Genomic DNA, 12411 nt, shown 5'->3' on the forward strand with positions numbered 1-12411 from the left:
TTACATGTCATTAATGAGTTTATCGGGCGCCTGGCTGTCATTCAGCGATGCGCCGCTGCTGGACAATACCGAGCTGCATATCGAAGACAATGAGCGTGTCTGTCTGGTTGGCCGTAACGGTGCCGGGAAATCCACCCTGTTGAAAATCCTTGCCAAGGAGATCCCTCTGGATGATGGGCGTCTTATCTTTGAGCAGGATCTGATTGTCGCCCGCTTGCAGCAGGACCCGCCGCGCAACGTGGCCGGCAGCGTTTTCGACTTTGTGGCGGAGGGCGTCGCGGAGCAGGCAGAGCATCTCAAGGCATATCACGCCGCGCTGCGGCTGGTTGAAACGGATCCCAGCGAGCGGAATCTGAATCAATTGTCCAAAGTCCAGGAAGTGCTGGACCATCAGGGTCTCTGGAAACTGGAAGATCGCATTAGCGCCGTGCTGGAACAGCTGGGTCTGACCGCGGATACGCCGCTGTCGTCCCTGTCCGGCGGTTGGCTGCGCAAGGCGGCTTTGGGCCGGGCGCTGGTGAGCGCTCCCCGGGTATTGCTGCTGGATGAACCGACCAACCATCTGGACATCGAAACCATCGACTGGCTGGAAGGGTTCCTGAAATCGTTTCAGGGCAGCATCATTTTCATTTCCCATGACCGTTCTTTCATTCGCAATATGGCGACTCGAATCGTTGATTTGGACCGCGGCAAACTCGTTTCCTGGCCAGGCGACTATGATAAGTATCTGGCGGGCAAGGAAGAGGCCCTGCGAGTGGAAGAACTACAGAACGCGGAATTCGACCGCAAACTGGCGCAGGAAGAGGTTTGGATCCGTCAGGGCATCAAGGCGCGCCGCACCCGTAACGAAGGCCGTGTGCGGGCGTTGAAGGCTTTGCGTCAGGAGCGTACACAACGTCGCGAAGTCATGGGGTCGGCCCAAATGCAGGTGGAAGAGGCGGCGCGCTCCGGCAAAATCGTCTTTGAACTGGAAAACGCGAGCTATCAGGTCGGCGGCAAAGTCTTGCTGAACAACTTCTCCGCTCAGGTTCAGCGCGGCGATAAAATCGCGTTGGTCGGGCCTAACGGCTGCGGTAAAACCACGCTGTTGAAGCTGATGCTGGACCAGTTGAAGGCAGATAGTGGCCGCATCCATTGCGGCACAAAGCTGGAAGTTGCCTACTTCGATCAGCATCGAGCCGAATTGGATCCGGAGCGGACGGTGATGGACAACCTAGCCGAAGGCAAACAGGAAGTTATGGTCAACGGTCGCTCTCGTCATGTGCTCGGCTATTTGCAGGACTTCCTGTTCCACCCTAAACGGGCGATGACGCCGGTGAAGGCGTTATCCGGCGGAGAGCGAAATCGCCTGCTGTTGGCGCGGCTATTTTTGAAGCCCAGCAACTTGTTGATTCTCGATGAGCCGACCAACGACCTGGATGTGGAAACGCTGGAGCTCCTTGAAGAGCTGCTCGACAGCTATCAGGGCACGGTATTGCTGGTAAGCCATGACCGGCAGTTCGTCGACAACTCGGTAACGGAATGCTGGATTTTCGAAGGCAACGGCGTTATTGGCCAGTACGTCGGCGGTTACTATGATGCACAGCAGCAACGTTCAGTGGCTACCCCGCTGCGCACGACGGCGACGTCTGCTCCCGTCGAGTCCAAGTCTGCGCCCGCCGCATCGCGACCGGCCAAACCGGCCGCCACGGTGAAGCTCAGCTACAACCAACAGCGTGAACTGGCTCAGTTGCCTCAGCAGTTGGAAGAGTTTGAGCGTGAAATCGCTTCGCTCCAGGCGCAGATGAACGACCCGTCGTTTTTCTCACGACCTCATGAGGAAACGCAGCCGGTGCTGGACGCGTTAGCGTTGGCGGAACAGCGTCTGGAAACCAGCTTTGCCCGCTGGGAAGAGCTTGAGTCTTTGCAAAACGGCAACGCATAGCTTTTACGTCAGGCATGCCCGCGTCGCGGCTGCCTGGTTGGCTGGCAACAGGAGGTTATTGATGTGCACCCACACCCACTCTGCGGAGGGTAAGATGCTGTGCCCGCAGTGCGACCTGCTGGTCGAACTTCCTGACTTACGGCCAGGGCAGCGGGCGGTATGCCCGCGATGCAATACGCTACTGACGAGCCATCGTCCTGAAGCGCGCTGGCGTTCGGTGAGTTTCGCCATCAGCGCGCTGGTGATGCTGTTCCTGTCTGCGCTGTTCCCCTTCGTCTCCATGCAAGTGGCGGGGATCACCAGTGAAGTCACTTTGCTGGAAATCCCCAAAGTCATGGTGGATGAGAACTATGCCAGCGTCGCGACGCTGTTCATGCTGTTTGTGCAGTGTATTCCCGCCAGCTGCATGCTCATCATTATTGGGCTGTGCGGGCATATCCGGATGAATCTTGGGCTTACCCGGCTGCTGGCGCGAATTCTGTTCCAACTGAAAAGCTGGGGTATGCCGGAAATCTTTCTGGCCGGTGTGCTGGTGAGTTTCGTCAAACTGATGGCCTACGGCAGCATCGGCATCGGCATCAGCTTTATTCCCTATGTCCTGTTTTGTCTTCTGCAACTGCTGGCTTTCCAAAGTCTGGACCGCCGGCGTTTATGGCACGATGTTACGCCCGCGCCGGCAGTGCCGGATACGCTGAAAACTGGGCGCAGCGGGATTGCGCAGGGCGTGCGCTCGTGCAGCTGTTGTACGGCGGTGCTCCCGGCGGATGTGCAGGTGTGTCCGCGTTGCCACACGCATGGACATCTGCGTCGGCGGCATAGCCTACAGTGGACGCTGGCGCTGCTGGTCACCTCGCTCATGTTGTACATCCCGGCCAATATGTTGCCCATCATGGTGACGGAAGCGCTGGGCAATAGAATGGATTCGACGATTATGTCCGGCGTTGTCTTGCTGTGGGGCTCCGGTTCCTACCCGGTTGCCTGGTGATTTTTGTCGCCAGCATCATGGTGCCGACACTGAAGATGATCGCGCTCGGCTGGCTTTGCTGGTGTACGCAGGGCAAAAGCCGTCACGATACCGAGCGTATGCATCTGGTCTACGAAGTAGTGGAATTCGTGGGGCGTTGGTCCATGATTGATGTGTTCGTGATTGCCGTGCTGTCAGCGTTAGTTCGCGTCGGCCGTTTTATGAGCGTGTATCCTGAAATCGGCGCAGTGCTGTTTGCCGCGGTGGTTATTCTGACCATGCTTGCCGCTATTATGTTTGATCCCCGCCTGTTGTGGGATCGTTACAACCGTGAGTGAGAGGAGTTTTCCATTGACGAAAAATAACCACAGCGCCGCGGAGATTGAATCGCTTAAGCGCTGGTCTCCGGTCTGGATTGTGCCCATCGTCACGTTGTTGATCGGCGCCTGGATCTTGTTTTATCACTTCAGCCATCAAGGGCCGGAAATCACACTGACGGCACAGACTGCAGATGGCATTGAGGCAGGGAAAACGCCCATCAAGAGCCGCAGCGTTAACGTCGGCGTGGTGGAAAGCGTGGTGCTGAGCAAAGACCTCCATCAGGTTGAAATCAAAGCGCGTTTAAATAATGACATGGATCATCTGCTGAGCACCGACTCGGTGTTCTGGGTAGTCAAGGCTCAGGTTGGACGAGAGGGTATTTCCGGTCTTGGGACGCTGCTGTCAGGGTCGTTTATTCAGCTGCAGCCCGGCTCCAACACGGATGAAAGCCGAGATTTCAAACTATTGGACAGCCCGCCGCTGGCGTCTCCGGATGCCAAAGGGGTCCGCGTGTCGCTGACCAGCGAACGTGCTGGCCAGTTGAATGCGGGCGACCCGGTGCTGTTCCGCGGTTATCGCGTTGGCTCGGTGGAAACCAGCCATTTTGATCCGGCGGAACGAAAAATGAGCTATCAGCTGTTCATTAACGCACCCTATAACTCGCTGGTGACCAGCAATGTTCGCTTCTGGAAAGATAGCGGCGTCGCACTCGATCTTTCTGCGCAGGGGATGCGTGTCGAAATGGGGTCGCTGACGACGTTGCTGAACGGCGGCGTGAGCTTCGACGTGCCAAGCGGCTGGGAACTGGGCGACCCGGCGAAAGAACACGCCGAATACCAGCTGTATGAGAGCCAGCGCAGCAGTCAGGACACGTTGTATACCCGATTCAAAGAGTATCTGCTGTTCTTCGACGAGTCCGTTCGCGGACTGCAGCCAGGGGCGCCGGTTGAGTTCCGCGGGATCCGTTTGGGCACCGTGTCACAGGTTCCGTTCTTCCCTCATGAGATCAAGCAGAGTCTGACTAACGACTACCGCATTCCGGTCATGATCCGCATTGAACCGGACCGTTTGCAGGCGCACGTCTGGGATCAGTTGAATCTGGAACAGGAAATCAAGGAAGCGCCGGCGCAGGGGTTGCGTGCCTCCATGAAGACGGCCAACATCCTGACCGGCGCGCTGTATATCGATCTGGACTTTTACCCGCAGTTGAAGGGGCGTCCGGTGTCGATGGTCAAGGTCGATGGCTACGAGGTCTTGCCGACGGTCACCGGCGGGCTGGCGCAAATCCAGCAGAAGTTGATGGCGATATTGGATAAGGTTAACGGTCTGCCGTTGACGCCGATGGTATCGCAGGCCACGCAAACCCTGGCCGAAAGTCAGGCGACGTTGCGCGAGCTTCAGAAAACGCTGGCGTCGTTGAACCAGATCACAGGCAACAAGTCGATGCAGGCGCTGCCTCAGGATATGCAGCGTACGCTGCGTGAGCTGAATCGAAGCATGCAAGGCTTCCAGCCCGGTTCTCCAGCCTACAACAAGATGGTGAACGATATGCAGCGGTTGGATCAGGTGTTGCGTGAACTGCAGCCGTTGCTGCGCACCCTGAACGGCAAGAGTAATGCGCTGGTGTTCGAAGCATCGGGTGGTCAGGATCCGCAACCGAAGAAGGCGAAATAAATCATGATGAAACGATGGACATTGGCATTGGTGCTGCTGCTTGGGGCATGCAGCAGCGATTCGCAGAAGGTCTACTATCAGCTGCCGTCAGAGGCTGATAAAGCCACGGCTTCCGTGACGCCGGCCTCCGCGCCCCACCTGTGGGTGCGCGGGGTCGCGCTGGCCGACTCGCTGTCGAACAGCGGGATTGTGTATCAGACGTCCGACGTACGGTACACCATCGCCAGCAACAACCTCTGGGCCAGCCCGCTGGATCAGCAGTTGCAACAGTCGCTGATAGCGTCGCTGCAGCAAGGACTACCTGCATGGGGTGTCGTGAACCGTGAGCCGGATGGCGATCGGGCGACGCTGGATATCACCGTATCGGCCTTCCAGGGCCGCTACGACGGTAGTGCGGTGATTCGCGGAGCCTGGACGCTGCGTTATCAGGATCGCATCATTACTCAGCCGTTCAACGTCACACTGCCGCAGTCTGAAGACGGTTACGATGCGCTGGTGAAAACACTGGCCGAAGGTTGGCAGCAGGTGGCTCAGTCCATCGTTCGTCAGGCTGCCGCTCTCTCCTGATAGGTTCTAAAAAAGACCGCTGAATGTCGATTTTTCATAAAATATAGGCATTCAGCGGTTTCGTTTCTTTCTCAAACGCTTACCGTGAACCCTCCCCGCCGCTAGGTAAAAGATTCCGATATTGGCTCACAAATATGACAATGGCGTGAATATTGCGGCTTGATCTTCATACCAGGAATCGCTATTCCTTAAGAGTGGTTGCTCGCAAAGTAATCACCATTCTTTCCACCAGACTCGTATGAGGGAAATGAGGCATGAAGAGACAGAAACGAGATCGCCTTGAACGGGCGCATTCACGCGGTTATCAAGCAGGTATTTCTGGTCGACCCAAGGAGCTTTGCCCCTATCAATCGATCAATGCTCGGTCTTACTGGTTGGGAGGGTGGCGACAAGCCATGGAAGATAGGGCAGTAGCGGCTTAGTGCTGTCTTATCTATAGAAAGGAACCACCTCCGCCTTGCTGCGGAGGTTTTTATGGCGGTGACGTGGTGGCCGTACAGCATAATGATTTTACGTCGCTTCCGCCGACGAATCACAAACGGCGGCTCACCGCCTCCGCCAACTGAGCCACTACGCGCTCGCTATCTTCCCAGCCCAAACAAGGATCCGTAATAGACTGGCCGAACGTCAACGTGGCCGGATTGAGCGACGGCTGAGTGCCCTCCACCAGAAAACTTTCAATCATTACCCCCGCGATAGCCGTGGTTCCCTCTGCGATTTGCCTACAGATCGAGAGCGCGACTTCTTTCTGACGCCGGTGTTGCTTCTGACAGTTGCCGTGGCTGAAGTCGATGATAAGCCGCGGCGTCAGAGAGAACGACGCCAACTGCTGGCAGGCTTGCGCCACATCGTCGGCATGGTAGTTGGGGGTTTCCCCGCCGCGCAGAATAATGTGGCCGTACGGATTTCCTGATGAATGGTAGACCGACATTCGGCCTTGTTTATCCGGCGACAGAAACATGTGAGGCGCCTGAGCGGACCGGATTGCATCAATCGCGATGCGAATATTGCCATTGGTGCCGTTCTTGAATCCGACCGGGCAAGATAGCGCCGACGCCATTTCCCGATGAGTCTGGCTCTCCGTCGTGCGTGCGCCGATGGCGCCCCAGCTAATCAGATCGGCAATATATTGGCCGGTGACGATATCCAGAAATTCGGTGGCGGTCGGCAGGCCCAGCGTGTTGATCTCCAGCAGCAGTTGACGAGCGAGTGTTAAGCCTTTGTTGACCTGAAAAGTGCCGTTCAGATCCGGGTCTGCGATTAATCCCTTCCATCCCACCACCGTGCGCGGTTTTTCAAAATAAGCGCGCATTACGATTTCCAACCGGTGTTGGTAGCGCGTGCGAAGTTCGGCTAATCGTCGTGCGTACGCCAGAGCACTTTCCGGATCATGTAGGGAGCAGGGACCGATGATGACAAGCAGGCGCGGGTCGCGTCCGGATAGAATATTTTCAATGCGGGCTCTCGCCGTCGTCACCGTTTCGGCGATGTCGGGCGTCATGGGAAGAGCGCAGATCAGTTGGTCCGGCGTCATCAGCGTATCAAGGCGCGAGCTGCGGAGTTCGTCAGTTTGGAGCATGAAAGCATTCTCAGTAAAAGGAAACAGGAGGCGCTGACAGGTTCAAGCGGAGCATATGAACTTGTGCGCTATGCTCTCGCTGGTATCCATTCAGCACGATGCGGGAAAGTCTACCACTTGATGTATTTGCGTACTAGTACATGCGCCTACTCATGCCCAAAATATCGATAATCCGAGCGGAAATCTCTTCCACGGAGTAGTTGGTCGTATTGATGTATTTGATCTGATAACGCCGGTAAAGCGCCTCGACCTCCCGCAGCTCCAGCCGACACTGCCGTAACGACGCATAATGACTATTGCCGCGGCGCTCTTCGCGAATGGCGGCCAGCCGTTCTGGATCAATGGTCAGCCCGAACAATTTGTCGTGGTACGGCCGCAGCGCCTCAGGCAACCGCAGATTGAGATTGTCCAGATCTTCGGCGATGAAAGGGTAGTTGGCGGCGCGGATGCCGAACTGCATCGCCAGATACAGGCTGGTGGGGGTTTTTCCGCAGCGTGAAACGCCCAGCAGAATGACCTGAGCCTGATCGAGATTGCGCAGCGAGATGCCATCGTCATGCGCAAGCGTGTAATCGATAGCGGCAATGCGGGCATCGTATTTGATCAGGTTATTGGCCGTGAGTCCGTGGGTACGGTTCGCCACCGGGCTCGGCTCGATATCTAACTCCTGCTGCAGCGGCGCGACCAAGGCTTGAACGATATCCTGGCAGAAGCCTTCGCTGCTGACGATGATGTCTCGGACCGCCGGCGTCACGATAGAGTAGAACACCAGCGGGCGAACGCCGCTCTGTTGGTAAATCGCGTTGATCTGCTCCCGGACGGCGTTGGCACGGCTGGCACTCTCGACAAACGGCAAGGTATAGCTGGTGAAATCGACGGGAAACTGCGAGAGCACGGCATGCCCCAACACCTGGGCTGTGATGGCGGTACCGTCGGAGACATAAAAGACGCTTCGTTCCACAAAGACTCCTCAAGGCGATAGGCTCCGGAGCGGTCCATACGTAGTATCGGCCTCCCTGGCCAAGGCGGAGCATATCTTTCTGATTAAGTAGGCAAACCCACTCACTATTGATGTTTTTCCCCAGCCGCGCAATGTGAATCAGAAGCGACAATATTTTTTCACTGGGTTGATCGATTCACCTTTCCCAGCTTTACAAAACGCTATGCTACGCTCGAAAAAGCTGAGGTTTCATCAGCAGTGCTTCCATACCCTACATTGTATGCAGAAGGATAATTTCGATGTCCAACAACGGTACAGATAAGCCTAATGTCTTGTGGTACGACCAACTTGGTATGCATGACGTGGAGCGGGTAGGCGGCAAGAACGCCTCTCTGGGTGAGATGATCACCAACCTGTCATCGCTGGGCGTGGAAGTCCCTAATGGCTTCGCGACAACCGCTCAGGCGTTCAATGATTTTTTGACCCAAAGCGGCATCAACCAGCGGATCTACGCGCTGCTGGATAAAACCGACATTGACGATGTCAACCAGCTTGCCAAAGCCGGCGCCCAAATTCGGCAATGGATTGTGGACACGCCATTCCAGCCGACGTTGGAACAGGCAATACGCGATGCCTATCAGCAGCTCTCAGAGGATGACCCAGACGCCTCCTTCGCCGTCCGTTCGTCGGCTACCGCCGAAGACATGCCCGACGCCTCCTTCGCCGGTCAGCAAGAGACGTTCCTCAACGTACAGGGCTTCGACGCCGTGCTGACGGCGGTCAAACATGTCTTCGCCTCGCTGTTCAACGACCGCGCCATTTCTTACCGTGTACATCAGGGCTACGATCACCGCGGAGTCGCGCTGTCCGCCGGGATCCAGCGTATGGTGCGTTCCGATCTGGCGGCGTCCGGCGTCATGTTTACGTTAGACACCGAATCCGGGTTCGACCAGGTGGTCTTCATCACCGCGGCTTGGGGACTGGGTGAAATGGTGGTACAGGGCGCGGTCAACCCGGATGAATTTTACGTCCACAAACCGACGCTGCTGAAGGGTAATCCAGCAATAGTGCGCCGCAACATGGGGTCTAAGAAGATCCGTATGGTGTACGCCCCCAGTCAGGAGCATGGCAAGCAGGTTAGCATCGAGGACGTCCCTGGGACGCAGCGTGACCGTTTCTGCTTAACCGACGAAGAAGTACAGGCTCTGGCGCATCAGGCGCTGCTGATTGAAAAACACTACGCCAGACCGATGGATATCGAGTGGGCGAAAGATGGCCACACAGGTCGCCTCTACATCGTGCAAGCACGCCCTGAAACCGTTCGCTCGAATGGCCAGGTCATGGAGCGCTATCACCTCCCCGCCAGCGGCAACGTACTGGTTGAAGGCCGGGCTATCGGGCATCGTATTGGCGCGGGCGAAGTTAAAAATATCAACGACATTAGTGAAATGCATCGGGTTAATGCGGGCGATGTGTTAGTGACGGACATGACCGATCCCGATTGGGAACCGATTATGAAAAAGGCTGCGGCTATCGTGACCAACCGGGGCGGACGTACCTGTCATGCGGCGATTATCGCCCGTGAGCTCGGTATTCCGGCCGTCGTAGGCTGCGGTGATGCGACGGAGCAGCTGAGTAATGGACAGAAGGTGACCGTCTCCTGTGCGGAGGGCGATACCGGTTACGTTTACCAGGATCTGCTGGACTTCACGGTGAAAAGCTCGCCGGTAGACGCCATGCCGACTTTGCCGCTCAAAATCATGATGAACGTTGGCAACCCGGATCGTGCCTTTGACTTCGCCTGTTTGCCGAATGACGGCGTAGGGTTGGCGCGGCTCGAATTCATCATTAATCGCATGATCGGTGTACATCCGCGTGCGCTGCTGGAGTTTGACCAGCAGACGCCGCAACTACAGCAAGAGATTAAACGTTTGATGCAGGGCTACGACGATCCGGTCGAATTTTACATCGAACGTCTCAAAGAGGGCATTGCCACGCTCGCCAGCGCCTTCTGGCCGAAGCGCGTTATCGTTCGGCTGTCTGACTTCAAGTCCAACGAGTATGCCAATCTGGTTGGTGGAGACCGCTACGAACCGGATGAAGAGAACCCTATGTTGGGATTCCGTGGCGCGGGCCGTTATGTGTCCCCTGACTTTCGCGACTGTTTTGCGCTGGAATGTGAAGCCGTCAAACGGGTGCGCGATGTGATGGGGCTCACTAACGTCGAAATCATGATCCCGTTTGTCCGCACCGTTGAACAGGCGGAAGCAGTGGTGGCGGAGTTGGCGGCCCAGGGATTACGTCGCGGAGAAAAAGGGCTGAAAATCATCATGATGTGCGAAATTCCGTCCAACGCGTTGCAGGCTGAAGCGTTCCTACAGCACTTTGATGGATTTTCCATCGGCTCGAACGATATGACCCAGCTGACATTGGGCTTGGATCGTGACTCTGGCGTGGTATCGGCGTTATTCGATGAACGCAATGAGTCGGTCAAAATGCTGCTGGCGATGGCGATTAAAGCCGCTAAAGCGCAAGGTAAATACGTTGGCATCTGCGGACAAGGGCCGTCGGATCATGAAGATTTCGCCGCCTGGTTGATGGCGCAGGGCATCGATAGCCTGTCGTTGAATCCGGATACCGTGGTGCAAACCTGGCTGAGTCTGGCGGAGATACGCTGACAGAGAGTCAGTCCGATATGTTAATCGCGATACTGTCTCTTATGTTTTGTCCCCTATAGCATACCGATAGAGCAAACGCTCGTGATCAACTTTAGTTGCCACGAGCGTTTTTTGTGGGGATGGTGGGCCCTAGCATTAGAAATAATTCATAAGCAAAAAAAAAGCCCATCACAGGGGATGGGCAAAGACTACACACAGCAATTCGTTACTGGCTCAGAGGAGGAGAAACCTCCGGACCGATGTTACTTCAACACTAGCTTCGGCATTCATAGTATGAACTCGTGCCGAATCCGTCATTAAGAATCATCCTAATGGTTAATTGTTTTTTAACGATTTTTTTTAGTTACACAGTTCTTTTGCTGATATTTCCCTATGCGTAAGGATTTACAGAATGCCAGTCATTTGGATTAAATCGGAGTTGTCTTAAATAGGTAAGATTCTCTTAATTGTTTCCTATTCTCCAAGGCAGAGGCTGCCTTGGAGAATGTCGTTGGATGAGGAAACGCCGGCTGGTTATAACCGGGTGCTTTTAGGATCGACATGCACGTCTGACAGTGATGGCGGTTCCGGGGTGTCCTGCATCCAGGCAGAGAGCAGACGGTAAGAGACGGCCAACACAACCGGCCCGATGAAGAGTCCGATCATGCCGAAGGCCAGCAGGCCGCCGATGACCCCAGACAGGATCAGCAGTAGCGGCAGATCCGCACCCATACGGATCAGGATCGGTCTGATGACGTTATCTAGCGTAGCGACGACGCCGCTCCATACCAATAGCACGGTTCCCCAGGTCGTATCGCCCGTCCAGTACAACCAGATGATGGCAGGGACCAGCACCGGCAGCGGACCGAGCTGTGCGACGCAGCTCAGGAACATCAGAACGGTGAGCAGCGTCGTATAGGGGATGCCGGCGATCGTCAGGCCGATCCCGCCGAGCACGGATTGAACGATCGCCGTGACGACCACGCCCAGCGCTACGGCGCGGATGGCTTGCGCGGCCAGGATCACCGCCGCATCACCGCGCTCCTGCCCTAAACGTATGGCAAGTCGACGTACGCCAAAGGCTACCCGATCGCCTCTGCTGTACAGTAATACGCTGAACAGCACCATCAGGGCGCAATGCATCAAGAAGCGACCGACGTGAGCGGCCTGCGCCACGACCCAGGTTGCCGTTTTCCCGACATAAGGCTGCACTTGCGACATCAGGGCGCTGCCGCCACTGTGAATGAGCGTCTGCCAGCTGTTATACAGTTTGCTACCCACCATAGGAACGGACTTCAGCCATTCCAACGTGGGCGGCGCCATGTGCTCCTGAGAAGACGCCCAGCCGATCAACGCCGAAGAGTTATCGATCACGCTGCTCACCAGAATAGACGTGGGGATAACAAAGAGCAGAACTAGGAGCAGCGTCATGGCGACGACCGCCAGCGACCGGCGGCCCCAGAGCAGTTTCTGCAGGCGGATCAACAGTGGCCAAGTGGCGATAACCACCATGCTCGCCCAGGCAAAACCCAGAATAAAGGGCTGGATGACCCAGAAACAGGCAATGATCATTATGGCAATGAACATAAGCGTGAACAGCATTGTAGCAAGGTCGAAACGGGGTGACTGAGAGTGTTCCATCAACGATTATTACCTCTTGAGCGAATGTCTTATCGACTGACGATAGACCTTGTCAGCGGGAAAGATAATAGCGGTAAAAAAGCCAAGGTGCTGCATTTACTGCGGACCGAGTGGTGAGTCTTGATCGCACGCCTTGTGCCAAAC

General features: G+C 56.0%; 8 protein-coding genes and 1 pseudogene. 6 read left to right on the forward strand and 3 right to left on the reverse strand.

What is annotated here, in order from left to right; all coding sequences use genetic code 11:
- The first annotated feature begins 4 nt into the window (after nt 1-4).
- The 5 genes and pseudogenes from AU511_RS05290 to rmf all read left to right on the forward strand — a co-directional run bounded on the left by AU511_RS05290 (nt 5) and on the right by rmf (nt 5872).
- Nucleotides 5-1924 (forward strand): ABC transporter ATP-binding protein, encoded by a 1920-nt coding sequence (locus tag AU511_RS05290; RefSeq protein ID WP_094109015.1) that lies wholly within the window; start codon nt 5-7, stop codon nt 1922-1924.
- 61 nt (nt 1925-1985) lie between these two features.
- Nucleotides 1986-3226: pseudogene (gene pqiA / locus AU511_RS05295) on the forward strand (membrane integrity-associated transporter subunit PqiA).
- Between the two features lie 13 nt (nt 3227-3239).
- Complete coding sequence (pqiB, locus tag AU511_RS05300) at nt 3240-4883, forward strand: intermembrane transport protein PqiB (protein ID WP_094109016.1); 1644 nt, start codon at nt 3240-3242, stop codon at nt 4881-4883.
- A 3-nt stretch (nt 4884-4886) separates the two neighbouring features.
- Nucleotides 4887-5450, forward strand: coding sequence for a membrane integrity-associated transporter subunit PqiC (pqiC, locus tag AU511_RS05305; protein ID WP_094099791.1), 564 nt, complete (start codon nt 4887-4889; stop codon nt 5448-5450).
- 254 nt (nt 5451-5704) lie between these two features.
- On the forward strand, nt 5705-5872 hold the full coding sequence (rmf, locus tag AU511_RS05310) for a ribosome modulation factor (RefSeq protein WP_071999766.1): 168 nt from the start codon (nt 5705-5707) through the stop codon (nt 5870-5872).
- A 110-nt stretch (nt 5873-5982) separates the two neighbouring features.
- Here the strand turns inward: rmf and AU511_RS05315 are convergent, their stop codons facing one another.
- Together AU511_RS05315 and ppsR are read right to left on the reverse strand one after the other, a co-directional pair.
- The gene (locus AU511_RS05315) at nt 5983-7029 is read right to left on the reverse strand and encodes a 3-deoxy-7-phosphoheptulonate synthase (protein WP_094109017.1); all 1047 of its coding nucleotides are present in this window, start codon (nt 7027-7029) and stop codon (nt 5983-5985) included.
- Between the two features lie 133 nt (nt 7030-7162).
- Nucleotides 7163-7990, reverse strand: a complete 828-nt coding sequence (gene ppsR, locus AU511_RS05320; RefSeq protein ID WP_094109018.1) for a posphoenolpyruvate synthetase regulatory kinase/phosphorylase PpsR — start codon at nt 7988-7990, stop codon at nt 7163-7165.
- Between the two features lie 278 nt (nt 7991-8268).
- Between ppsR and ppsA the strand changes: the two genes are divergently transcribed.
- Nucleotides 8269-10647, forward strand: coding sequence for a phosphoenolpyruvate synthase (gene ppsA / locus AU511_RS05325; RefSeq protein WP_094109019.1), 2379 nt, complete (start codon nt 8269-8271; stop codon nt 10645-10647).
- A 513-nt stretch (nt 10648-11160) separates the two neighbouring features.
- Here the strand turns inward: ppsA and ydiK are convergent.
- Nucleotides 11161-12267: an AI-2E family transporter YdiK gene (gene ydiK / locus AU511_RS05330; protein ID WP_420843439.1), complete on the reverse strand. Its 1107-nt coding sequence runs from the start codon at nt 12265-12267 to the stop codon at nt 11161-11163.
- Nucleotides 12268-12411: the final 144 nt, after the last annotated feature.

This window comes from Lonsdalea iberica, assembly GCF_002111585.1.
In the GTDB taxonomy this organism is placed as follows: domain Bacteria; phylum Pseudomonadota; class Gammaproteobacteria; order Enterobacterales; family Enterobacteriaceae; genus Lonsdalea; species Lonsdalea iberica.

What these genes read in the sequence shown, in the direction of transcription:
- AU511_RS05290 (WP_094109015.1), top strand. Translation starts at nt 5, where the DNA reads ATGTCATTAATGAGTTTATCGGGCGCCTGGCTGTCATTCAGCGATGCG.
- pqiC (WP_094099791.1), top strand. Translation starts at nt 4,887, where the DNA reads ATGATGAAACGATGGACATTGGCATTGGTGCTGCTGCTTGGGGCATGC.
- rmf (WP_071999766.1), top strand. Translation starts at nt 5,705, where the DNA reads ATGAAGAGACAGAAACGAGATCGCCTTGAACGGGCGCATTCACGCGGT.
- AU511_RS05315 (WP_094109017.1), bottom strand. Translation starts at nt 7,029, where the DNA reads ATGCTCCAAACTGACGAACTCCGCAGCTCGCGCCTTGATACGCTGATG.
- ppsA (WP_094109019.1), top strand. Translation starts at nt 8,269, where the DNA reads ATGTCCAACAACGGTACAGATAAGCCTAATGTCTTGTGGTACGACCAA.
- ydiK (WP_420843439.1), bottom strand. Translation starts at nt 12,267, where the DNA reads ATGGAACACTCTCAGTCACCCCGTTTCGACCTTGCTACAATGCTGTTC.